The 23,952-nt window shown below is 70.7% G+C and carries 18 protein-coding genes and 1 pseudogene; 14 read left to right on the plus strand and 5 right to left on the minus strand.

Features of this window, described 5'->3' with window-relative positions; genetic code table 11:
• The 7 genes and pseudogenes from GA707_RS16530 to GA707_RS16560 form a co-directional block, all read left to right on the plus strand.
• Positions 1 to 898, plus strand: an 898-nt coding sequence (locus tag GA707_RS16530; protein ID WP_193315382.1) for a tetratricopeptide repeat protein, incomplete at its 5' end; no start/stop codon positions are given.
• Positions 899 to 1,160: 262 nt separating this feature from the next.
• Positions 1,161 to 2,246, plus strand: coding sequence for an IS110 family transposase (locus GA707_RS16535; protein ID WP_255425097.1), 1,086 nt, complete (start codon positions 1,161 to 1,163; stop codon positions 2,244 to 2,246).
• A 332-nt stretch (positions 2,247 to 2,578) separates the two neighbouring features.
• Complete coding sequence (locus GA707_RS16540; protein ID WP_152179562.1) at positions 2,579 to 5,053, plus strand: tetratricopeptide repeat protein; 2,475 nt, start codon at positions 2,579 to 2,581, stop codon at positions 5,051 to 5,053.
• Positions 5,054 to 5,189: 136 nt separating this feature from the next.
• Complete coding sequence (locus GA707_RS16545) at positions 5,190 to 5,507, plus strand: transposase (protein WP_152179563.1); 318 nt, start codon at positions 5,190 to 5,192, stop codon at positions 5,505 to 5,507.
• Positions 5,508 to 5,524: 17 nt separating this feature from the next.
• Positions 5,525 to 6,454 carry an integrase core domain-containing protein gene (locus GA707_RS16550; protein WP_152179564.1) on the plus strand — a complete coding sequence of 310 codons (930 nt, stop codon included), beginning with the start codon at positions 5,525 to 5,527 and terminating at the stop codon, positions 6,452 to 6,454.
• Positions 6,451 to 7,329, plus strand: coding sequence for a tetratricopeptide repeat protein (locus tag GA707_RS16555; protein ID WP_152179565.1), 879 nt, complete (start codon positions 6,451 to 6,453; stop codon positions 7,327 to 7,329). Before GA707_RS16550 ends, GA707_RS16555 begins: the two co-directional genes overlap by 4 nt.
• A 352-nt stretch (positions 7,330 to 7,681) precedes the next feature.
• Positions 7,682 to 7,915 (plus strand): annotated as a pseudogene (locus GA707_RS16560) (transposase); the annotation flags it as partial.
• 234 nt (positions 7,916 to 8,149) lie between these two features.
• On the opposite strand, the gene GA707_RS16565 reads toward GA707_RS16560, so the two are convergent.
• The 3 genes from GA707_RS16565 to GA707_RS16575 are packed head-to-tail and all read right to left on the minus strand — an operon-like array spanning position 8,150 to position 11,372.
• Entirely contained in the window at positions 8,150 to 9,277 is a 1,128-nt protein-coding gene (locus tag GA707_RS16565; protein ID WP_226963885.1) for a type II secretion system F family protein, read from the minus strand.
• Positions 9,274 to 10,143 (minus strand): type II secretion system F family protein, encoded by an 870-nt coding sequence (locus tag GA707_RS16570; RefSeq protein WP_152179566.1) that lies wholly within the window; start codon positions 10,141 to 10,143, stop codon positions 9,274 to 9,276. The genes GA707_RS16565 and GA707_RS16570 overlap by 4 nt, the downstream gene beginning before the upstream one ends.
• The gene (locus tag GA707_RS16575) at positions 10,143 to 11,372 is read right to left on the minus strand and encodes a CpaF family protein (RefSeq protein ID WP_152179567.1); all 1,230 of its coding nucleotides are present in this window, start codon (positions 11,370 to 11,372) and stop codon (positions 10,143 to 10,145) included. The genes GA707_RS16570 and GA707_RS16575 overlap by 1 nt, the downstream gene beginning before the upstream one ends.
• A 316-nt stretch (positions 11,373 to 11,688) precedes the next feature.
• On the opposite strand from GA707_RS16575, the gene GA707_RS16580 reads away from it, so the two are divergent.
• The 6 genes from GA707_RS16580 to GA707_RS16605 all read left to right on the plus strand — a co-directional run bounded on the left by GA707_RS16580 (position 11,689) and on the right by GA707_RS16605 (position 21,465).
• Positions 11,689 to 13,848: an elongation factor G-like protein EF-G2 gene (locus GA707_RS16580; RefSeq protein WP_152179568.1), complete on the plus strand. Its 2,160-nt coding sequence runs from the start codon at positions 11,689 to 11,691 to the stop codon at positions 13,846 to 13,848.
• A gap of 74 nt (positions 13,849 to 13,922) precedes the next feature.
• Entirely contained in the window at positions 13,923 to 17,963 is a 4,041-nt protein-coding gene (locus GA707_RS16585; protein WP_152179569.1) for an FtsK/SpoIIIE domain-containing protein, read from the plus strand.
• 46 nt (positions 17,964 to 18,009) lie between these two features.
• Positions 18,010 to 18,984 (plus strand): ABC transporter ATP-binding protein, encoded by a 975-nt coding sequence (locus tag GA707_RS16590; protein ID WP_152179570.1) that lies wholly within the window; start codon positions 18,010 to 18,012, stop codon positions 18,982 to 18,984.
• Positions 18,981 to 19,742 (plus strand): ABC transporter permease, encoded by a 762-nt coding sequence (locus GA707_RS16595; protein WP_152179571.1) that lies wholly within the window; start codon positions 18,981 to 18,983, stop codon positions 19,740 to 19,742. The genes GA707_RS16590 and GA707_RS16595 overlap by 4 nt, the downstream gene beginning before the upstream one ends.
• Positions 19,739 to 20,863: a sensor histidine kinase gene (locus tag GA707_RS16600; protein ID WP_193315383.1), complete on the plus strand. Its 1,125-nt coding sequence runs from the start codon at positions 19,739 to 19,741 to the stop codon at positions 20,861 to 20,863. Before GA707_RS16595 ends, GA707_RS16600 begins: the two co-directional genes overlap by 4 nt.
• Positions 20,851 to 21,465, plus strand: coding sequence for a response regulator transcription factor (locus GA707_RS16605; protein ID WP_152179573.1), 615 nt, complete (start codon positions 20,851 to 20,853; stop codon positions 21,463 to 21,465). The genes GA707_RS16600 and GA707_RS16605 overlap by 13 nt, the downstream gene beginning before the upstream one ends.
• Here the strand turns inward: GA707_RS16605 and GA707_RS16610 are convergent.
• Entirely contained in the window at positions 21,460 to 21,879 is a 420-nt protein-coding gene (locus GA707_RS16610; protein WP_152179574.1) for a hypothetical protein, read from the minus strand. The two genes, GA707_RS16605 and GA707_RS16610, sit on opposite strands and share 6 nt — an antisense overlap.
• 299 nt (positions 21,880 to 22,178) lie before the next feature.
• Here GA707_RS16610 and GA707_RS16615 point away from each other — a divergent pair, with 299 nt between their 5' ends.
• Positions 22,179 to 22,427: a WhiB family transcriptional regulator gene (locus GA707_RS16615; protein WP_152179575.1), complete on the plus strand. Its 249-nt coding sequence runs from the start codon at positions 22,179 to 22,181 to the stop codon at positions 22,425 to 22,427.
• Between the two features lie 10 nt (positions 22,428 to 22,437).
• Here the strand turns inward: GA707_RS16615 and GA707_RS16620 are convergent, their stop codons facing one another.
• Positions 22,438 to 23,919, minus strand: a complete 1,482-nt coding sequence (locus GA707_RS16620) for a sensor histidine kinase (protein WP_152179576.1) — start codon at positions 23,917 to 23,919, stop codon at positions 22,438 to 22,440.
• Positions 23,920 to 23,952: the final 33 nt, after the last annotated feature.

A 23,952-nucleotide genomic window follows, 5' to 3' on the forward strand; every position in this document is an offset into this window, starting at 1 on the left:
CGCCGCCGAAGCCGGCGACACCGACGCCCAGGTCAACCTCGGCATCCTGCTCGCCAGCAAATCGAACCCGCCACAGCTGGAAGAAGCCCGCCGCTGGCTCACCGCCGCCGCCCGGAGTGGTGACATTTCCGCCCAGGTCAATCTTGGGATGCTGTTCGCCTCTCGCTGGAACCCACCCCAACTGGAAGAGGCTCGGTTCTGGTACACGGCCGCCGCGCGATCAGGCGATCCTGACGCACAGTACAGACTAGCCGTGCTGATGTTGGAGAAGCTGGAACCGCCTGAACTAGCGGAAGGGCGCCGCTGGCTTACCACCGCAGCCGAAGCCGGCCATAGCGGCGCCCAGTACAGACTGGGCGTCCTGCTCGCGATCGAGTGGGATCCGCCACAGCTGGAAGATGCGCGCCGCTGGTACACCACCGCCGCTCAAGCCGGCCACACCGGCGCACAGGTTGGCCTGGCCATCCTCCTCGCCAACCAATGGGATCCGCCACACCTGGAAGAAGCGCGCCGCTGGTACACCGCTGCCGCTCGAGCCGGCCACACCGGCGCACAGGTCAATCTCGCCATCTTGATCGCTACCCAGTGGGATCCACCGGAACTGAACGACGCGCGTGATTGGTTCACCGCCGCCGCCCATGCCGGCGACACCGACGCCCAAGCCAATCTCGGCGTGCTTCTTGCTGACCAGTGGGATCCGCCGCAACTGGAGGAAGCCCGCCGGTGGTACACCGCTGCCGCTCAGGCCGGCCACATCGGCGCCCAGTACAACCTGGGAATCCTGCTCTCGGAGAGACTCGATCCTCCTGTACTGGAAGAGGCATGCCGATGGCTTACCATCGCCGCCGACGGTGGCCACTTGCAGGCCGCGCACGCTCTGGAGCGCCTGCGTGAATGAACCCCGTAGGCGTACACATCCGCCAACGGCTTCTATTCCCTTGGCGAACCGGCAGCGCAGAGGTCTGGGGGTGGGGACGGAGCGGGCGGTGCTGATCCGCTACCAACTCGACGGTCAGACCCTATGAGGGTCGCGGGTTGCTTTGGCTGTTGTGGGCCGGGGCCTCGCGTATGCAGGATTCGTGGATCACCAGCCAGATAAGGCTGGCTGGTGCCGACAGGCATAGGAGGCCCCGGTGTTCGTTCATCGTACGAGTGTTGGGTTGGATGTTCACGCGCGATCGGTGCGGGCGGCGGTGATCGACACCGGGACCGGTGAGGTCATCGAGCGCACGATCTCCCCGCGCACGGATCACGTGGTCGCGTTCATCAACGACATCGCCGCCGGGCATGGTCCGTCGATGGTGACTTACGAGGCGGGTCCGACCGGGTACGGCCTGGCGCGGGCGGTCTTGGAGGCGGGTCATGGGTGTCAGGTCGCGGCACCGAGCAAGTTGCTTCGGCCGTCCGGGGATCGGGTCAAGACCGACGCCCGAGATGCGATGTTGCTGGCCCGCCTGGCCCGTAATGACGACATCGTCGCGGTGACGATCCCGTCGGTGTTTGCGGAGTCGGCTCGGGACATGGTGCGGGCTCGTGAGGACGCCCGGGTGGTGTTGATGAGTGCGCGGCATCGGCTTTCGAAGCTGCTCCTGCGGCACGGGTACGTCTATGACCTGGCCGACCAGGCCTGGACGGGACGCCATGACGCCTGGTTGCGTCGCACCCGCAAGGAGCACCTGCTCGGTGGCCCGGCCGGGACGCTGGTCGCGTTCGATGACGCCTATGACGCGGTGACTCACGCCGCCGCTCGTCGGGATCGTCTCGATAGGGCGATCGAGGCGATGGCCGCCGATAGCGAGTTCACGGATGTGACCCGCCGGTTGGGGTGCCTGCGCGGGATCTCGACGCTGACCGGGTTCGCGTTAGCGGTCGAGATCGGTGACTGGCACCGCCTGAGCGGAGCCAGTATCGGCTCCTACCTCGGGCTGGTCCCCTCCGAGTCGTCCTCGGGGGCCTCGAGGGTGCAAGGTGGGATCACCAAGACCGGTAACAAGCACGCCCGCCGACTCCTCATCGAGGCCGCCTGGGACCACAAGAAGGCCTACGTGGTCGGCAAGACGATGCGTGACCGGTGGGCCCTGGCACCGGCCGCTGCCGCCGCCCGCGGCGACGCCGGAAACCGCCACCTACACCGCCGCTGGCAGGTCATGACCGCCCACAAGAAGCGGCACACCGTCGCCACCACCGCCATCGCCCGCGAGCTCGCCGGCTGGTGCTGGTCCCTGGCTGTCATGGACGACGCATAACCCCATAGACCCGTTCACGAGGACCCAGGAGGTTGTGGGCGTCAGCGCGAGGAGAGAACAAGCGAAACGACTGTGAGCACCCGACCCGGGCACGCTCGACCTCAGACACGCTCCCGCTCTCCAGCCGAAACAAGGGCCCCGCGGTACCCAACCCGCGCATATCAGACTGACCGCGCGTCGCCTGACACGCTCGTCTCCCCCAACCCACCCCGTGAACGACGAAGCGGGGCCCCTCCCAACCAGGAAGGGACCCCGCTTCACCCTGCCACTTGACAGGAACTCCTACATATCAGTCGTTCGTCGGGAGTGGGTTGCGGGTACGGGACCGGTTCGTGCTGACCGCGGATCACTGCGCCCAGGGCACCGGCCACATGGTGCAGCTCCTGGACGGGTCGACCTACGACACGACGGTGCATGTCCGGTCCGGCTCGAGCGAGGTCGACCTCGCGGTCCTGATCCTCGGCGAGGAAGCTCCCGGCGTGGAGGAGTTAACGGCGATTCGCACGGACCGTTCGGTGGCCGACAGTGTCAATGGGTGTCAGGCGCTCGGGTTCCCGCGATGGCGCCGCAACCAGGCCGGGGACCGGATCCTGGCCCAGGTCGACGGGGCCGTGCCAACGGCCGAGGGCCTGCGCCCGGACCACACCGCCTCCAGTGTGGAGCTGTTCGAGCTGAAAGGCACCGGGCCTTCGGTGCGGGACCACCCGACCAGCCCGGGTGAACTAGTGCAGTCCAGCCCGTGGGGTGGGATGTCCGGTGCCGCGGTCGTCGTCAACAACATGGTGCTTGGAGTGGTCCGCAGCCACAACCTTGCCGCCGGGGGGATGTCGCTGACGGTGACCCCCCTGACCGCGCTTGAAGTGTTGCCGGACCCGGATCGGGACCTGTTCGTCGAGGCGCTGGGGCTGCCGGATCCGGCGGTGTGGCCGGTGCTGCCGGACCGGGTCGCGGACCTGTCCCGGGCGGTGCTGCGGGTGCGAGATGCCGCCGACCATCCTCCCCGAGTGAAGGATGTGGACGCGGGGATCTTCGGGGCCCGCAAGGCGCGCACCGACCTCGACCTGCACGGCGACCCCTACTACCCATACGTGACCCGGGACGTCGATGCCACGATCCGGGACGCGCTCGACCGGCGGGTCGACGGGTCGGAGCAGCGCATGCTGCTGCTGGTCGGTGAGACTATGGCCGGCAAGTCCCGCACCGGCGCCCACGCCCTCCAAACCCACCCGATCCTCGGCGACCAGCCGGTACTCCTCCCTGCCGCAAGCCCGGCGCTGGCCCGCGTCGGTGACCTCGTCGCCGAGCTGAGCGCCGGTCGAGGCGACGAAACCGCCGGCGGTGTGGTGCTGTGGCTGGATGACCTCAACGAGTACTTCGCCTGGCTCACCGAGGACCTCGCCGCCGCCTGGCGCGCCATCCCCAACCTGACCGTGGTGGCCACCATCCGGCGGGAACAGCTCGCCACCCTCCAACGCGACACGGACATGCGCGCGACGTGGGAGTTCCTCAACGACGAGAACCAGGTGGCGAAGATCACGATCCCATCGGAGTGGTCAGGCAGCGACCAGGCCGCTCTGACCGACGCCCCGGACTGGGTCCGCCAAAAGGTCCACGAAGGCACCGGGCTCGGTGAGCTACTCGGCTCCGCCCGCGAGCTGCTCCTCAGACTCGAGACCGCCGACCCACCCACCCGCGCCCTCGTCGACCTCGTCGTCGACTGGCAACGCACCGGCATCCCCAACCCCATCACCCAAGACCAAGCCGTTGTTCTATGGCCCGCCTACCTGCCCCTTCGGGTCGCAGCTCGTTTAGAGAGAGGCGATTCGGACCAGATCCAGCAGCAGTTCACGGCGACCCGAGAGGTAGCGTGCGAGCCGATTGCCGGCACTATGACGTCGATGTTGTCGCCCATCGGCAGTGCCCTGTTGGCCGAGGACTTGCTGGTAAATCAGCGAGCCAGCCAGGGCCAGGCCATACCCCCGGATGTGTGGAACGCCGCCCTGGAGCATGCCCTCGGCGACCTAAACAGCCAACCCGCTGTCTTGGGCATTCTTGGTTACAACGCCGTGATGTTGGGTGCGCCGGCGGTTGCCTTGCAGGCCTGGCGCCTGCTCGCTGAAGCCGGCCACAGCACTGCCCAGTTCAACGTCGGCCTCCTGCTCGAAACCGCGTTCGACCCACCCGACTTCGATCAGATCCGCCACTGGTACGCTGCCGCCGCCGAAGCCGGCAATACTGATGCGCAGGTCAACCTCGCGCTCTTGCTCGAAGCTCAGTTGGATCCCCCCGACCTCGAAGGTGCCCGCTACTGGCTCGCCGTCGCCGCCGCCGCCGGGAACCGGGCGGCCCAGTTCAACCTCGCCAACCTGCTGGCCGAGCGTCTGGACCCACCAGAGCTGGAAGAGGCCCGCCGCTGGTACACCGCGGCCGCCGAAGCCGGTCACACAGACGCCCAGTTCAACCTCGCCAACCTGCTGGCCGAGCGTCTGGACCCACCGGAGCTGGAGGAGGCCCGCCGCTGGTACACAGCCGCCGCCGAAGCCGGCGACGCCCACGCCCAATCCACCCTCGCCACCCTTCTTGCGAAACGGACGGACCCCCCGGACATTGAAGGGGCCCGGTACTGGCTCACGGTTGCCGCTGAGAACGGCTACATCGATGCGCAGTTCAACCTCGCGATTTTGGTTGTCACCGAGCTGGACCCACCTGACATCGAGGAGGGCCTCCGCTGGCTGGAGGCTGCTGCTGCAGCTGGCGACAGTCAAGCTCAGGAAGCGCTAGAGCGAATTCAGAGGCCGGACGGGTGATGGCAGTGTCTAGCGAGACCTTCACGCGCCAGACCTGGTCATGGCCTGGTCGGGTGGGGCACTATTGTTCCGCGTCAGGCTTTCTGGCACCCCGGTTAGTGGTGGACCATCTCGGGTGGAGTCCAGGAGGTGAGTGATGGCGCGTCCACCGGTGGTGCCGGCGGAGAAGAAGGTCCGGATCGTGCTCTCAGTTCTTGCCGGGGAGGTCTCGATCGCGGAGGCTGCTCGGCGGGAGAAGGTCTCTGAGACCTCGATCGGGAAGTGGAAGGCGGAGTTCCTCGAGGCCGGCAAGAGCGCGTTGACTGCGGGCCGTTCGGGTCCGACCTCGCGGGAGGCCCAGCTCGAGGCGGAGGTCGATGACCTGGCCCGGGCCCTGGGTGAGGCGGCGGTCGAGTTGCGGGTGTGGAAGAAGAGCGCGGAGGGTCGGCTGGGCCCTTCACGGACCTCAAGGTAATCCGTATCGAGGCGGGGATGCCGACCACGAGGTTCGTCGAACTGGTCGGCATCCCCCTTCGCACCTACCGGCGCTGGCAGGCCAAGGCCCGGGGCGGTCATCCGCCCAAGGGTCCGTGGCCGGCGCCGGTACGGGCTGAGCACCGCGAGAGCGTGGTCGAGATCGCCAAGGAGCATCCGGCGTGGGGACACCGCAAGGTGTGGGCGACCGCCCGCTACGCCGGGCACCGGCTCTCGATGTCGAGCGTGCTGCGGGTGCTCACCGAGGCCGACCTGATCCAGAGGGCCGACTATCATCGGGAGCGGCGCAAGCTCGCCCAGGCGCGCAAGGCGGCGTTTGCGCTGCCCCCGACCCGGCCGAACCAGGTGTGGCAGTTCGACTTCAGCGAGTTCGAGACCATCGGTGGTGGCACCTGGCGGGTGGCCGGGGTCGCGGACTACTGGTCCAAGTACGAGTTCGGGTGGCACTGGTCACCGACGGCGAACCAGTACGACGCGATCACCGCGGTCGAGCTCGCCATCGTTGAGGCCGAGTCCCTGCTGGGCCACCCTCTGATCGAGGACTGTCCGGTCGACCCCGACACCGGAGAGGTCTTTCCCGCCGTCGCCCTGGTCACCGACAACGGCGGACCGTTCCGCTCGATCCGCTTCGAACGGTTCATCGCCTCCCGCCCGGAGCTGCGGCACGTGCGCACCCGGGTCAGATCACCCGGACAGAACGGAGTCCGCGAACGCGGCTTCCAGTCACTGAAGTACGAGCGCCTCTATCTCGAGGAGATCCACGACCATCTCGAGCTGGTCCCAATCGCGGAGACCTTCCGGGTCGAGTTCAACAAGATCCGACCCCATGAGCACCTCTCCTGGAACTTCCCCTACGAGGTCCACACCGGCGTCGCCGACCCCACGACCCCCAACTTTGACCGGCCCGAAACAGTGCCACCTTCTTGACACGGGACACCGCCGCCGAAGCCGGCGACAGCGACGCCCAGAACAACCTCGGCAACCTCCTCGCCAACCAGCTCGACCCGCCCGAGCTCGACGAGGCCCGCCGCTGGTACACCGCCGCCGCCGAAGCCGGCCAGATCGACGCCCAGAACAACCTCGGAAACCTGCTCGCCGACGAACTCGACCCGCCCGACCTGGGGGAGGCCCGCCGCTGGTACACCGCCGCCGCCGAAGCCGGGCACACCGACGCCCAGAACAACCTCGGTGTCCTGCTCGAGACACAGCTGGACCCGCCCGAGGTGGAGGAGGCCCGTCGCTGGTTCACCGCCGCTGCCGAAGCCGGCCACACCGACGCCCAGAACAGCCTCGGGTTCCTACTCGCCAACCAGGTGGACCCGCCCGAGGTGGAGGAGGCCCGCCGCTGGTACACCGCCGCCGCCGAAGCCGGCAATACCGACGCCCAGAACAACCTCGGTGTCCTGCTCGCGATACAACTGGACCCGCCGGAGGTGGAGGAGGCCCGCCGCTGGTACACGGCCGCCGCCGAAGCCGGCAATACCGACGCCCAGAACAACCTCGGTGTCCTGCTAGAGACACAGCTTCACCCGCCCGAGGTGGAGGAGGCCCGCCGCTGGTACACCGCCGCCGCCGAAGCCGGCGACACCGACGCTCAGGTCAACCTCGCCAACCTGCTCGCCACCCAGTGGGACCCGCCCGAGCTCGAGGAGGCCCGCCGCTGGTACACCGCCGCCGCCGAAGCCGACCACACCGACGCTCAGGTCAACCTCGCCACCCTGCTCGCCACCCAGTGGGACCCGCCCGAGCTGGCAGAGGCCCGCCGCTGGGTTTACCGTCGCCGCCGAAGCCGGCAATGCTGACGCCCAATATGCGCTCGGGATCCTACTTGAGACACTGCTGGACCCGCCGAGCTGGAGGAGGCCCGCCGCTGGTTCACCGCCGCCGCCGACGCCGCCCACCAAGGAGCGCGAGAAGCTCTTGGGCGGCTACCCGGTCCGTGAGCCACCTTCTCACCATCAGCGCTTTGAAACACCACACGACGTTTCTGGCACACAGTCGTTGGTCGCCCGATTCCAGCTTCAGTCAGCCATCCCCAACATGCGCACACGAAGATCCGCTGGCTCCAGCCGAGCCGCTCAGACAACGGACCGCTCAGTTGTCCTCAACCAACGGGGCAGAGCGGGCTGCACCAATACCCAATGCGCGGCCGGAGGGGCTGCTGAGTCGATCACCGCGACGGTGTTGGAGACGAAGCTGGACGAGGAGATGACCGATCACCTCGGTCACGCGAAACACCAGACACCGGAGGGCTGCGCGGCCAACATCCGCAACGGCACCCGCGCCAAGACGGTGCTCACTGATGCCGTCGGCGAGGTCAGCATCGAGGTGCCGCGGGATCGGGAGACGTTCGAGCCGGTGATTGTCAAGAAGGGTCAGCGACGCCTGAATGAACCGCCCCGGGCTTCGGGGAGGCTCTGAATCTGCAGAGGATGGCTATGCGTTGGCCGAGCCACTCAACGGGCAGAAAGGCTCGAGATCCATCCCGACACCGTGGGCTCGGTCAGTACCCAGGTCGCGGCATGGACCGCGAACACGAACGCCAACCGAGACCCACCCAAGGGATCTCCCCACGACGCCATGCGCCTCGGGTTACCACTCGTGACCCACCTGAATGAGACGTCAACAGGAAGATTCCGCGCTCACAGCGTCCCTATTGACCCGAGAGTTCCGGCCAGCGAGACCACCGAGCGGCAGCGGGCTCCTGCATGAGCAGGCTTCCCGCTCGATAAGTGACGGTCCACCACCATCCGCGAAGTTGACTCCCCAAAACTCGCGGACATTCCTGTAACTTAAGACAACTCGCCGAAGCCGATGCCATGACCTCTCCGCGCGACATCGACCGCCGTGAGCCGCAGGTGTAGGAGAGGTCTTGTGAACCATTGACGGAACCATCATCGCGATCTCCTTCTTGCCACCCGCCTCCATGACGAGCCGGCGACCTTCCTCTCGGACGTCCTGGGCCTGGGCTCGCAGGACCTCCGCCAACGGCGTGCCGCGGTCGACGGCGATGACGATGCCGTCGACGAACCGGGTCAGGCTCGGCAGGCCGGTCCGGTCGGCCAGGCCCTGGAGTGCGACGGGCAGGCTGGCTCCCGCCCGGGCGTCGGCCAGGCATCGACCGAGCTCGGTGGCGAGCTCCCCCTGTGAGAGCCGGGTGACGCGGTCCAGCGAGCCGACGGCGCCCTCGCCCGCCGCGACGGAGAGGGCGAGCAGCTCGGCGATCGTGGGGAACTCGGCCAGCATGACCGCCTCGCGGCGGTTCGCGAGCCGCGACAGGTGCATGTCCTTGCCGACCACACCGATACCGACCCCGACGACGATGAAGAGCATCCCCCGCAGCGGCGAGCCGCCGGTGATCCAGACGAGCGTCCCGAGAACGGCTCCTCCGACCCCGCCGAGCACACCCCAGAGCACCTGTTCGGCCCGGAACCGGTCCAGGTCCGCGGGCAGGCCGGCCCGCTGCAGTCCTCTGCGAACCGACTCACGTCCGCCGAGGACGGCGTCGAGTCGTGAACCCAGCTCTGAGACGAGTGGGGCGAGGAGACCGACGAGTCGTGCGTCGCCGCCCGCGCCGGCGAGGAGTCGGGAGGGCCGGGGCGTATCGCGCACGTAGGGCGCCACCCGGTCCACGAGTCCGATCCGGCGGCGAGACGGCAACCCGGCCCAGATGAGCAGGACGCCGACCGCCGCGACCAGACCGAGAGCCGCGCCCGGCCGGGACCACACCCCGGTCATCAGCTCGCTCACCGCAGCACCCGCCGTTCCTCCGGCAGTCGGCCGATGTGCATCATCAGTCGGTAGGCGCCGATACACAGGCCGGCACCGACGAGGAGCACCATCACCCCGAGGCGGGAGTCGTAGGCCTCGATCGCGCCGCCCCTGGTCGCGAGGATGGCCAGGACGATCCATGGCGCGGCGACCGACAGGCGGGCCGCGTTGACCGTCCACGTCTGGCGGGTCTCCAGCTCGGCCCGGGTGCGAGCATCCTCTCTCAAGAACGCCGACAAGGTGCGCAGCAGCCCGCCGAGGTCGCTCCCCCCGACCTCGCGTGCCAGTCTGAGCGCTTCGACGAGGCGGTCGGCCACGGGGTCGGCGAGCCGTTCCTTGAGCGCGTCGAGGCTGGGCGCGAAGCGCCCTGTCGAGCGGTAGTCCTCCCCGAAGGCCGCGAAGGCCGGGCGGAGCTCGACCGGGCCCCGGTGGCCGAGCTGGGCCAGCGCCTCCGGGAGCGCCATCCCCGCGCGCACCGCCGAGGTGATGTTGTCGACCGCGTCGGGCCACACCTCACGCAGTGCCCGGCGCCGTCGCCGGGCGCGGGAGCGGACCAGGGCGAGCGGCGCATACGCGGCGATCACGGCGAAGCACAGCGCGACCGACAGCGCACCACTGACGGCGAACGTGACGAAACCGGCGAAGAACCCAGCCAGGGCCGCTCCGCCGAGCAACGCCCCGGGCCCGGTCTGCTCGAAGCCGGCCTGCACCAGCTCGTCCCCGAGCCGGTCCCGGACCGAGTCCCGGCGGTCAGCTGCCGCGGGAGCCGTCTCCGACGGAACCCACGTCGACCACCAGATCAGGAACAGCCCGACGCCGGCCAACAGCCCGGTCACCACCCCCATCACTGACCACGGTCCGAGAGGAGGGCGGCCACGTCGAACCCGGCGCGCTCGAACCGGTCGAGGTGCGGCGGGAACCCGTCAGCGCGGGTGAGTACGCCGCCACGGGTCGTGAAGATCTCGGCCATCTCGACGACGTCGCCCTCGACGCGACCGGGCACCGCCGCGATCTCGCGCACCCTGCGGGTGCCGTCACGCTCGAGGGTGGCGTGGATGACGAGGTCGATCGAGCCGGCGACCGTGGGGACGACGAAGCGGGAGCCGACGTTCTCGCCGGCCAGCAGCGGCAGGGTGCAGAGCTTGGTGATGGCCTCACGTGCGCTGTTGGCATGGATGCTCGCCATCCCGGGCAACCCCGAGTTGAGCGCGATGAGCAGGTCGAGTGCCTCCTCCTGGCGCACCTCACCGACGATGATCCGCGAGGGCCGCATCCGCAGCGCCTCCTTGACGAGGCGACGCAGCGGCACCTCGCCGGTTCCCTCGAGGCTCGGTTGACGGCACTGCATCGAGACCACGTCTCGCTGCGGCACCTTCAGCTCGAAGACCTCCTCGCACGTGACGATCCGGTCTCTGGGCGGGACGGCCGCGCTCAGGCAGTTGAGCAGCGTGGTCTTGCCCGCCTGGGTCCCGCCGGCGACGATGATGTTCAGCCCCGCCGCGACCGACGCCTCGAGGAACCGCGCCGCCGGGCGGGTCAGTGTGCCGAGTCGGACGAGGTCCTCGAGCCTGTCGGCCTTGACGACGAACTTGCGGATGTTGACGGCCCAGTGCTCGCGGGTGATGTCCGGGATGACGACGTGCAGCCGCGAGCCGTCCGGGAGGACGGCGTCGACGAACGGACTGCTCAGGTCGACCCGCCGACCGCTCGTGCGCAGCATCCGCTCGACAAGGTCCCTGACCTGGTCCTCGTTGAGCAGGATGTTGGTCAGCTCCGGGACGCCGTCGCGAGCGATGAAGATTCGTTTCGGGTCATTGATCCATATCTCCTCGACCCGTGGGTCGTCGAAGTACTTCTGCAGCTGTCCGAATCCGGCGACCGCGTCGGTGATCGACTTCACGGCGACATCGAGGTCACCGAGGGTCGGCAGACCGCCCGACATCGCCCGGTCGTCGTAGTCCGCGACCGCCTCCTGCACGACGGCACGGGCACCGGCGACATCGGCCACCGGGTCGATCCCCCGGCGCCGGATGAGCTCGCGCACCTCGAGCTCGACGGTGGCCACCGCGTCCATGACTCTCCTGCTGATCCCTGCTGTCGGTCCCCGTGCGCCGTGGTCCTCTGCCGCACCGGGAGACATGAAAACACGAGTCGGACGGATCCCGAATTCCGTTGTCCACAACGGCGATCCGGCATTTACCTCTCCTTGACCGAGTCCTTGCCGCGTGTATGCGTGAGCCGGGTCTCCCCTAGACCCACTTGTGCTCGGACCGGGTGTCGTACAGGAGCACACACCCAGCGCATACATCGACGATCCGGGAGGCGTAGGTTTGGGGTCGGGCCCGACAACCGCCGGACCTTCCACATCGATGTGAAGGTGAGTGAGATCCATGTCTGGTAGCGCGAACGGCAGAACCGCCGCGACCACGGGGGCGGGCGCTGCGCGCCATGTTCGCAACGTCGTCGTGGTCGGCCCCACCGGAGCGGGCAAGACGATGCTCGTCGAGTCGCTCCTCTATGCGAACAAGGACCTGACCAGACTGGGATCGGTCGACGAGGGCTCGGCGACCACGGACCACCTCGACGTCGAGAAACGCCTCGGCCACTCGGTCTCCCTGTCGGTCGCGACGTTCACCGTCGCGGACTCGGCCCTGACCGGCGGCCTCGAGAACGTCCAGGTCACCCTCCTCGACACCCCCGGACACCCCGACTTCGTCGGCGACCTCCGCGCGGGGCTTCGCGCGGCCGACGCGGCCCTCTTCGTCGTCTCCTCCGTCGACGGCGTCAACCCCGGCACCGCGATGCTCTGGCGCGAGTGCGCCCTCGAGGACATGCCGCGCGCCGTCGTCGTCACCCATCTCGACCAGCAGCGCGCGAGCTTCGCCGAGACCGTGGCGACGTGCACCGCCGCCTTCGGCGAGGGCGTCCACCCCATCTACGTCCCGCTCGGCGAGGAGTCGCTCGGCCTGCTCTCGCGCACCGTGCGCAGCGGCGACGGCGGCGTCCGCGACGCCACCGAGGGCGAGCTCGACGGGTTCGAGGACCTCCGCAGCGAGGTCGTCGAGGCGATCATCACCGAGAGCGAGGACGAGGGCCTGCTCGAGCGTTACCTCGGCGGCGAGGAGATCTCCTTCGACCAGATCGTCGCCGACCTGACCAAGGCGGTCGCCCGCGGCAGCTTCTTCCCGGCTCTCGCCGCCAACCCCATCGACGGCACCGGTGCCCGCGAGGTCATCGAGCTGATCTGCCGCGGATTCCCGACCCCCGCCCAGCACCACATGCCCGACGTGTTCACTCCCCAGGGCGGAACGTCCGACCCGATCGAGCCGTCCGAGGACGCCCCGCTCGTCGCCGAGGTCGTCAAGACGAGCACGGACGCCTATGTCGGGCGCATCTCCGTCGTCCGCGTCTTCTCCGGCACTCTCGCGCCGGACAGCCAGGTGCACGTCTCGGGGCACCTCGCACAGTTCACCGGCGACGAGAGGGACGAGGAGTGGCACCGCGGCCACGACGAGGACACCCGCGCCGGCGCCCTGTCCGCCATGCTCGGTGGCCGGCTGACCCCGGTGCCCAAGGCCGTCGCGGGCGACATCGTCGCCGTCGCCAACCTTGCCTCGGCGGAGACCGGCGACACCCTCTCGGACCCAGAGCGTCCCGTCGTCGTCGAGCCGTGGACCTTCCCGCACCCGCTGCTTCCGGTCGCCATCCGCGCCGCGACGACCAAGGACGAGGACAAGCTCATGCGTGGGCTGGCCCGGATCCAGGCCGAGAACCCGACGAGCCAGGTAGTCGTCGACACCGAGACCGGGCAGCTCGTGCTCTGGACGATGGGCGAGAGCCAGCTCGAGCTGCTCCTCGACACGCTCAAGGAGCGCGACGGCGTCTCGGTCGAGACCGAGCCGGTGCGCGTCGCGGTCCACGAGACGGTGCGCGCCCAGGCGCAGGGCATCGGCCGCCACGTCAAGCAGTCCGGTGGGCACGGGCAGTACGCCATCGCCCACATCACCATCGAGCCGCTAGGCGAGGGGGGCGGCTTCGAGTTCGTCGACGAGGTCGTCGGCGGGGCGGTGCCGCGCCAGTTCATCCCGAGCGTGGAGAAGGGCATCCGGAGCCAGATGGAGCAGGGCGTCACCGGATACCCGATGGTGGATATCCGGGTGCGGCTGACCGGCGGCAAGGCGCACAGCGTCGACTCCTCCGACGCGGCCTTCCAGACCGCCGGCGCCCTGGCGCTCAAGGAGGCGGCCGCCGCAGCGGGCATCCAGCTCCTCGAGCCGATCGAGGACGTCGCGATCACGGTCGACGACGAGTTCGTCGGCGCCGTCATGAACGACCTCGCCTCGAGACGCGGTCGCGTGCGCGGCACCGAGCCCGCGTCCGACCCGGGCCGCACGACGGTCACCGCGCACGTCCCCGCGTTCGAGCTGGTCCGCTACACCCAGGTCCTGCGCAGCCTCGGCCACGGCTCGGGCACCTTCACCCGGTCGCCCGACCACTACGCCCCCGCGCCGACCTCGGTGCAGGAGCGCCTCACGGAGGTCGCGAGCTAGCGGTCGACCGCACGGCCGGGGCCTTGTGGACAAGTTCCGGTCCGTCGCCTCCGTCCCGCCTAGCGTGGCGGCCCATGAGGATCCGCCTGACCGTGCGAACGGGAGCCGACCCGGCCGCACACGAGGTCGTCGTCGAGACGCCGGAGACCGCGACAGCCGACCTGCGCACCGACCGTGTCGCCGCCCGTCTGGCGACCACGCTCGGAGTGCCGGGTGACGCTCTCGCCGTCTCCGGGCGCCTCCTCGACGACGGTGCCCCACTCGGCTCCCCACCGCTGCTCGACGGCACCTCGGTGCGGCTCGTGGAGCGCGAGTCATGGGTCGAGCCCCGGCGATCGCGGTCGGCTGCCGTCGAGCTCGCCGTGGCCTCGGGCCCCGACGCGGGCCGCACCCGCGCACTGACGCCCGGCGCGCATACGGTCGGGCGGGTCGGGGCGGACCTGTGCATCGCCGACCCCCCCCTGAGCCGGCTGCACCTTCGGGTCGATGTCGGTGCGGACGGACTGACCGTGACCGACCTGGGCTCCGAGAACGGCACCCTCGTCGACGGGCATCCGGTCGACGAACCCGTCCCGGTGGCGACCGGCTCGGTCATGACCCTCGGCCGGACGACCCTGCAGGTCCGCCCGAGTCGGGTCGCGCCGGCCGCAGCGATCGTTCGCGGCGACGGGACACTGCTCGTGAGCCGGGCGGCATCCCCGCCCCCTGTCCATCGGGAGGGCCGGGTCGAGCTGCCCCGGCCGCCCGACTCGCCGCCGGCGCGGCGGGTCCCCTGGGTCGCCGCTCTGGTTCCCCTGCCCGTCGCCGGGGTGCTCGCGCTGCTGTTCGGCCCGCACCTGCTCGTCCTGGCCGTGATGTCCCCGCTCATGCTGCTCGGCGGATACCTCTCCGACCGGATCGGCTCACGACGGACCCACGCCCAAGCCCTGGCCGACCACGCGAGCGCCCGCGCCACCGGCCTGGCCCGCACCGACACCGCGCTCGCCGCGGAACGCGCCTGGCTCGAACGCACCCATCCCGATCCGGCGGCCGTCATGCGCACCGCATCCGGCCCGGGGTCGACGATCTGGAGCCGCACCCGGCCGCTGCGGGTCCGGCTCGGGCGAGGCACCGTCGACAGCACGGTCACCGTCGCCGAAGACGGTGCGGCGAGCCGACTGCCGCTCGCTGACGCACCGGTCGTCCTCGACCTGGACGCCGCAGGCGTGACGGCGGTATGCGGTGCTCTCGCAGGTGCGGCCGCGGACGCGGTCGTCGGTCAGCTCCTCGTCCTCCACCCACCGCGCGAGCTCCACCTGTGGACCGACCGAGCCGGCTGGACCCGCGCACCGCACACCCGTGCGGGGTCGCCCGAGGAGCTCCTCGTCGACGCGGCGTCGACCGTCCGAGGGCGCGTCGACGGCGGCGGCCACGCCTGGAACAGCCCCGGGGGGCCAGCCGTGATCGTCGTCGTCGACGGCCGGGCGCTGTCCGCTCAGGCCCACGAAGCGCTCACCGTGCTCGTAGAACACGGCCCCGCCGCCGGCGTGGCGGCTCTCGTCGTCGGCGCCGCGCTTCCGGGGGCGCCGGTGAGCGTGGCCATCTGCGACGGGGGCACAGCGGTGCTCCGCCGCCCAGCCGCCCCCGACCTGCCGCTCATCGTGGACGCCGTCGACCCCGACTGGGTGGCGCGGGTCGTCGCGGGCCTGACGCCACTGCGGGACGGAGCCGGTGACGCCGGACTCCCCAATCGCCTGGCCCTCGCGACGGTGCTGGACCCCACCGACATCCGGGCGCGCTGGTCCGATCCGGGCGACGGCGCCGTCGTGACCCTCGGCGTCGCCGGCCGCGGACACCTGGCCGTCGACCTCGCGACCGCGGGTCCACACGTCCTTGTCGGGGGCACGACGGGATCGGGCAAGTCCGAGCTCCTGCGCACCATGGTCGTCTCGCTGGCCGCCGCCCACGCGCCGGAGGACGCGGCCGTCGTCCTCGTCGACTACAAGGGCGGGTCGGCCTTCGCCGGGCTCGAGCGCCTGCCGCACATCGTCGGCGTGGTGACCGACCTGGACCCGGCCCTGACGACGCGCGCCCTGACGTCACTGCGCGCCGAGATCCACCGCAGGGAGAGCCTCCTCGCCGGCTGCGGGGCCGCGGACATCCTCGCGTACCGCTCCGCCTCGCGCCGCTCGCCGGAGACCCTGCCGCACCTGGCCCGGCTCGTCATCGTCGTCGACGAGTTCCGCGCCCTCGCCGACGAGCTGCCCGAGTTCGTCACCGGCCTGGTCCGACTCGCGGCGGTGGGACGCTCGCTCGGCATCCACCTCGTGCTCGCGACCCAGCGACCCGCCGGAGTGGTGAGCGCGGACATGCGCGCCAACCTCGGTCTGCGGATCGCGCTGAGGGTGCGGGACCGCGGCGACTCCCAGGACGTCATCGAGTCCGACGCCGCAGCCCGGCTTCCCCGCTCCGTCCCGGGACGGGCACTGCTGCGGTGGGGCGGTGAGCCGCTCGTCGAGCTGCAGACCGCCTCGGTCGCCGACCCCTCCGATATCGCCCACCAGCATGTCGCGGTGCACTGGTCCGACGGGACGGCCACGACCCGCACGTTCCCGCTCGAGGACTCCGCGCCGCCCACCGACCTCGTCGCCACGATCGCTGCCACGGCCCTCCGCCAGGGGCGCACCGCGCCGCCGTCCCCGTGGCTGCCTCCCCTGCCCGACCGGGTCGGGCTCGACGACGGCGACCCCGATAGCGCCTGGGCGCTGGTCGACGAGCCCACCGTCCAGCGGCAGAGCCTGGAGGAGCTGGACCTCGCGACCCAGCCGCACATCGCGGTGAGCGGCGCGGTAGGCTCCGGTCGATCGCAGACGGCCCTCTCGCTTGCCTCTGCAGCACTCGCCACCCGCGGCGCGACGACCCACGTCGCTACGGTCGCCGACCCGACGGGCCCGCTCGGCCGGCTCGACGGACTCCCGCACGCGGTGGGCGTGGTCGACCGGTCGGCTCCGGCGGACGTCGCGTGGTTCGTCGACCGCCTCTGCGAGGAGGTCGCGCGTCGCCGGTCCGCGGGGTGGACGCACCACCTGCTCGTCGTCGTCGACGGCTGGGACGTCCTCACCGAGACGTGCGACGTCCTCGACCACGGCGCGCTGACCGACCGCCTGCTCGCGGCGCTGCGGGATGGACACGCGCTCGGAGTCCGCGCGGTGCTCACCGGCGACCGCAGCGTCCTGACCGGCCGGGTCGCCCGGACCGCGGAGCAGCGCTTCCTCCTGCGCCCCGCCGACCCCACCGATCTCGCCATCGCCGGGGTCTCGCACAGTGTCGCCCCAGGTCACTGGCCGAACGGCCGGCTGCTGCGGGCGGCCGACGGGGTGCAGCTCCAGGTCGTCCTGCGTGCACCCTCGGACCGTCCGGCGGTGCCTCCGGTCGAGCCTCCGTGGCGGGTCCGCCGGCTCCCCCCGCGTGTCGACCTCCACGCCCTGCCGTCCGTGACCGGCGCCCTGGTCCTCGGCCGCACCGCCGACGACGGCCTCCTCACCGTCGGTGAGCCGGGACGACGTCGTCTGCTCGTGGTCGGCAGCGCCGGCTCGGGCCGCACGGACACGCTGGCCGCCATTGCGCACCAGGCCGATCGGCAAGGTCGTAGGGTCTGTGTCCTCGGGGACCTACACTCGCCCCTGGGCGAGCGTCTGCAGACGACCGGGGTATGCGTCGATCGCCTCGGCTGGGACGCTCACGACGACCTCGTCCGGCTCCGGCGGACCCATCCCGACCTCGTCGTCCTCGCCGACGACGTCGACCGCGCACCCGACGGCGCCGCGGCACGCGCCGTGACCGAGATGGCCGACCTGGCCGAGCGCGACGGTGGTCTGGTCGCGGTGTCCGGCGACGCAGCCGCCCTCGCGATGCGTACCCGCGGGATCGGCGCGGCCGTCGGCAGGGGCCGCGTCGGTCTCGTCCTGGGCGCCCCGACACCGCTGGACGCCGACCTGCTCGGCGTGCGGCTCCCCCGCATCCGGGAGGTGGTCCCCGGCCGCGGCTGGCTCGTGGCCGACCGGCGAGCCGTTCCCGTCCAGGTGGCCGAGCACACGTCGCACGCATCCGTGACACCTGTCATGCCGAGGTCGTGACACCTCGCTCATCCGCGAGCCGCCGGAGCGGCGGATCGTTGAGGCCATGAGCACACAACCGAGCCGGGCCGAGGTCCGCACCCCGATGATCCACCTGTCCGAGGTCTGCAAGACCTTCTCCACCCCCGACGGCGCCCTGGCGGCTGTCGACGGCATCGACCTGACCGTCTCGCGCGGTGAGGTCCTCGCCCTGCTGGGCCCCAACGGCGCCGGCAAGACGACGACGATCGACATGATTCTCGGCCTGACCCAGCCGACCTCCGGCACCATCGAGGTCCTCGGTGGCTCAGCCCGGTCCGCCGTCCTCGCCGGTCGCGTCTCGGCCGTCCTGCAGACCGGCGGCCTGCTCGCCGACCTGCGCACCCGCGAGACGGTCCGTCTGATCGCCTCGACCTTCGAGTCGCCATGCGACGTCGACGAGGTCATGGAGCGAGCCGGCATCCTCCATCTCGCCGACCGCCGGGTCTCCAAGCTCAGTGGTGGTGAGCAGCAGCGGCTCCGGTTCGCCCTCGCGCTGATCCCCGAGCCCGACCTGCTCATCCTCGATGAGCCGACCGCGGGAATGGACGTCGGCGCCCGGCGCGAGTTCTGGTCGACGATGCACTGCGAGGCCGCCCGCGGACGCACGGTGATCTTCGCGACGCACTACCTCGAAGAGGCCGAGGAGTTCGCGGACCGAATCGTCATGATGTCCGAGGGACGCGTCGTCGCCGACGGGCCGACCAGCGAGATCCGCGCCGAAGCCAGCGGACGCTCGGTCAGCGTGGAGCTTCCCCTCGCGCGCCTCGACGACACCCTGACCCGGCTGCGTTCACACCCGGCTGTCACGTCCGTCGAGCCGGCCGGCAGCGTGGGCCGCTACCGGATCCGCACCACCGACAGCGACTCCGTGGCCCGCGCCGTCCTCACCGAGTTCGGCGGTACGGATCTCGAGGTCACGGCCGGCAGCCTCGACGACGCCTTCCTCACCCTGACCCACTCCCGCACCCGCACACCCGTTCTCGAAGGAGCAGCACGATGAACACCACCTATCTCGGCCTGGAGATCCGCCGGATCGCTCGCGACCCGGTCAGACTGTTCTTCACCGCGGCTCTTCCGTTGTTCTTCTACCTCGTCTTCGGGGCCGCCCAGGACTACAGCTCACAGTCGGCCGGCAACGGCAACGTCGCCATGATCATCATGGTGTCGATGGCCGCCTACGGCGCAGTGACCGCGTCGGTGTCCATCGGCGGGATGGCCGCGGTCGAGCGGATGCAGGGCTGGGGTCGCCAACTCGGGCTGACCCCCTTGCCGGACCGCGGGTACATCGCCGTCAAGGTCGGCCTGGCTCTAACGGTCACGGCATTGCCCCTCGCCCTGATCTACGTCGCCGGCGCCCTCACCGGAGCGAGCGGAACCCCCACCGCATGGGCACTGAGCGGGCTCGCCCTGCTCGTCGGCACGACGTTGTTCGCACTGTACGGCCTCGTCTTCGCCCTGGCCTTCCGCACGGAGGGTGCCGTCAGCGCCGCGACCGGCTCGGTCGTCATCCTCGGCTTCCTGGGCAACATCTTCTTCCCGCTCTCCGGCACCATGCTCACGATCGCGAAGTTCACGCCGCTGTACGGCCTGTTCTCACTGGCCCGCTACCCGATCAGCGGAGGCGACCTGCCCGACGGCGCGACGGGTGAGCTCATCCACGAGCCGCTGTGGGTCCTGGTCGCTAACGTAGCGGGATGGCTGGTCCTGCTCGCAGCGATCGCGATCTTCCTCGTGCGTCGCAGCCGGATGCGCCAGTGAGCCTGCCGACAACGGCCTCGGCCCCCCAGCCGAACACGCCCGCCCCAGCGCAGGTCAGCCCCTGGCAGCGCTGGGGCTGGCTGATGTGGGCGGTCTGGATGATCTTCCTCATCCTGCCCGCGGTCGCGGTCTGGCGGGACGACCGCTCACCGTTCTGGCGCATCGGCGGCCTCGTCCTCATCCTCGTCTTCGCCGTCTCGTACTCCGTGGCTGCGTGGCAGATCCTCGAGAAGGGCCGCGGCGGCACCCGGGCGGCCGTGGCGACGCTCGGCTTCCTCGTCGCACTCACCATCGTGGCCATCCCGTTCCTCGGGTCCGACGCCGTGGCCTTCACGCCCTTCGTCGTCTCGTTCGCGGGATTCACCCTGCCCCGACCCTGGCACTGGCTGTTCGGCCTGGCGGTGTTCGCCGTCTGCGTCGGCGCGCTGTCCGCGACCCTTCCGCTATCGGAGTGGAGCTACTTCATCTTCATCCTCGTGGCGGTCACCATCGGCGTGAACGCCGCCCGGCTGCTCTCGGAGCAGTCCGAGGGGTATGCGCGGGTCCGGCGCCGCCTTGACATCACCGAGGAGCGGGAGCGGGTCGCGCGCGACGTCCACGACGTGCTCGGCCACTCGCTGACGGTCGTCAGCGTCAAGGCCGGCCTCGCGGAGCGACTGATCGACGTCGACCCCGATCGTGCGCGCGCCGAGGTGGCCGACATCGCCCGGATCGCCCGCGAGTCGCTCGCCGAGATCCGCGCCACCGTCGGCGGGCTGCGCGCAACCCACCTGGCCGCGGAGCTCGCGGCGGCTCGAGAAGGGCTGCTCAGTGCGGGGATCGCGGCCGAGCTGCCGCCCGACCCGGAGGTGGTCGACCCTTCCCACCGGGCGGTCCTGGCCTGGGTGCTGCGCGAGTCCGTGACCAACGTGGTCCGCCACTCGCGGGCCACGACCTGTCGGATCGAGCTCGCCGCGCATACCCTCGTCGTCGAGGACGACGGGGTGGGCCTGGGGGACCGGCGGATGGGCAACGGCCTGCGCGGCCTGCGCGAGCGGGTCGTCCAGGCCGGGGGCGACTTCTCGGTCGGTGCTCGCGCGGACGGGCAAGGGACGCGCCTGGAGGTCTCATGGCCGGGGTGATCCGCCTCCTCATCGCCGACGACCAGGCGCTGATCCGCGAGGCGCTGGCGGCGCTGCTCGACCTCGAGCGGGACCTCGAGGTCGTCGCGCAGGTGGGCGCCGGCGACGCGGTCCTCGACGCCGCCCGCGAGCACCGGCCGGACGTCTGTCTCCTCGACATCGAGATGCCCGGCCTCGACGGGATCGAGGCCTGCCGCCAGATCACGGCGGCCGGGATCGGTGCGCGGGTCCTCATCGTCACGACCTTCGGGCGGCCCGGCTACCTACGGCGTGCGCTGGAGGCCGGCGCCAGCGGCTTCATCGTCAAGGACACTCCCGCCGACCGGCTCGTCGACGCGGTCCGCCGGGTCCACCAGGGCCTGCGGGTCATCGATCCCGAACTGGCGTCGGAGTCACTCCTGGACGGCGCCAACCCGCTGACCGAGCGTGAGCGGGAGGTGCTGCGCATGTCCCTGCGCGGATCGCCGGTCGCCGCGATGGCCGGCGCGCTGCACCTCTCGGCGGGGACGGTGCGCAACCACCTCTCCGCGGCGATCCGCAAGACCGGCTCGAGCACGCGTTTCGAGGCGGCCCGCACCGCTCAGGACCGCGGCTGGCTATAGGTCCGCGCTGCGGCCCTTCCACCCGACGGCGATGCCGGCGACACCGGCCGCCCCGATGAGCAGGCCGGGCACGATCGACCCGCCCTGGACCAGTGTCCACGCCGTGGGGATGAACAGCGCTCCGATGACGAGGGTGGGGGTGGCCGGCCAGGTCAGCCCTCGCCACCAGCCACGGGCCATCGCGGCCCCCGCCGCGGCGAAGAGGAGGAACAGCACGATCGACATGACGACCCGCACCGGGCTGTCGCTCGCCCCGATGGCGAGCTCGTACAGGTAGAAGCCGGCCAGGCCGAGCAGCGCGAGGGTGAACGCACCTGCGAGGGCCGCCCCGACGGGACGGGCCCAGGGCTCGACGGTCTCCTCCGCCCGGTGGGGTGCGCCGGCGGGATCCGCCGATTCCTCGTCGCGTGTCACGGTGTCCTACACTAGACGGGTCCGGCGTGCAGCGACCCGCAGGCCTCGACGATGTGAGCCGCGGGTGCGAGACATCACGCCCGGAATATGACCGCGCTCTGGTCAGCGCTGGTGAACGACCGATACGATGACATGCTGTAATTCGGTCCCGACGTCGTCGTGTTCTCTCACGTCACCGCTCAACCGTGGTCCGTTCTGAACGACTCTGCACGACCCGTCCGCTCACGACCGGAACATCCGGGCGACAGAGTTGTCGTTGCCCCGCCTCATGCCTACCGACCCCGAAGGAGCCTGATCCCATGGACTGGCGCGACCGTGCTGCGTGCCTCGAGGAAGACCCCGAGCTGTTCTTCCCCATCGGCAACACCGGGCCTGCCATCCTGCAGATCGAGGAGGCCAAGGCAGTCTGTCGTCGATGCGAGGTCATCGACACCTGCCTGAAGTGGGCCATCGAGACCGGCCAGGACGCCGGCGTCTGGGGAGGCCTGTCCGAGGACGAGCGCCGCGCCCTCAAGCGCCGCAACGCGCGCGCGCGCCGCGCCGGCTGAGGGCTGCACCCTAGGACTGCTGCATCGGGCGCAGCCGTGCCGTGAACTGCACGACGGTGCCGCTCGGCTCCCGCTTCTGCCAGCGGATGGTGCCGTTGAGGTCCTGGACGAGCGAGGTCACGATCCGGGTTCCGAGGCCGGCCAGCCCGGGCCGGAAGCCTGCCGGAAGTCCCGCTCCGTCGTCCGAGATCGTCACGCGCAGGATCTCGTCGCCGTCCTGGGCCACCCGCTCCGCGCGCACCTCGATCATCCCGTCGCGGTCGCCCAAGCCGTGCTCCGCGGCGTTCTGGACCAGCTCCGAGATGACCATCGCCATGGCCGTCGCGTCCTCGGCCCGGACCTTCCCGAACGTGCCCACGAGGGTGCTGTGCACGTGGTGCTCACTCGTGGCCACCTCGACGACCGCCTGCAGGCCCCGCACGGCGATCTCGTCGAAGTCGACGGTCTCGTCGAAGCCCTGACTGAGGGTCTCGTGGACGAGGGCGATCGTCCCCACCCGCCGCACGGCCTCCTCGAGGGAGATGCGAGCCGGCCCGTCATCGAGCCGACGCGCCTGCAGCCGCAGCAGCGCGGCGACGGTCTGCAGGTTGTTCTTGACGCGATGGTGGATCTCGCGGATCGTCGCGTCCTTCGTGAGGAGCTCGCGCTCACGGCGGCGCAGCTCGGTGACGTCGCGCAGGAGGACGAGCGCACCGACCCGGCGGCCGCGCTCGGTCAGGGGAACCGCTCGCATCGAGATCGTCGCGCTGCGGGAGGTCAGCTCGGAACGCCAGGCCGCCCGCCCGGTGAGCACGAGCGCGAGCGACTCGTCGATCGGTGACTCGCTGCCCGCGAGCAGGTCGGCCACGACGGCGGCGAGCACCGTGCCGATGACGGCACCCTTGTGCCCGAGCCGGTGCACCGCCGAGATCGCGTTGGGGCTGGCGTAGAGGATGAGGCCGTCCGCGTCGAGGCGGATGACCCCGTCGCCGACCCGGGGCGCACCCCGCCGTGCGCCGGTCGGGGCCGACAGGCTGGGAAAACCGCCCTCGGCGACCATGCGCACGAGCGAGTCCCCGATGGAGACGTAGGTCAGCTCCAGGCGCGTGGGGGTCCGGCCGCCGAGGTTGGTATGCCGTGAGACGACCGCGATCGGCTCACCCGCCCGGAGCACCGGGAAGGCCTCCTCCCGCACCCGCAGCTCGTCCCTGTGCCGCACGTTCGGCGCGCGGACGACTCCTCCGGAGGTCCAGGCCTCCTCGAGGAGACCTCGGAGCTGAGGCAGCGGGCCACGGCCGACGACGTCCTCGTAGAAGACCATCTGCCCGGTGTTGGGGCGCACGTGCGCTGCGCCGATCCAGCCCGTCCCGTCCGAGCGACGCACCCAGAGGATGAGGTCGGCGAAGGACAGGTCCGAGATCAGCTGCCAGTCGCCGACGAGCAGGTGCAGCCACTCCCGGTCGGGCGGCTCGAGGAGCGAGGAGCCCCGGAGCATCTCGTTGAGGGTGGCCACGATCGGCCACTTTAGTCCGGCGCCGGGACCTCT

It is taken from the genome of Nostocoides sp. F2B08, from assembly GCF_009184895.1.
In the GTDB taxonomy this organism is placed as follows: domain Bacteria; phylum Actinomycetota; class Actinomycetes; order Actinomycetales; family Dermatophilaceae; genus F2B08.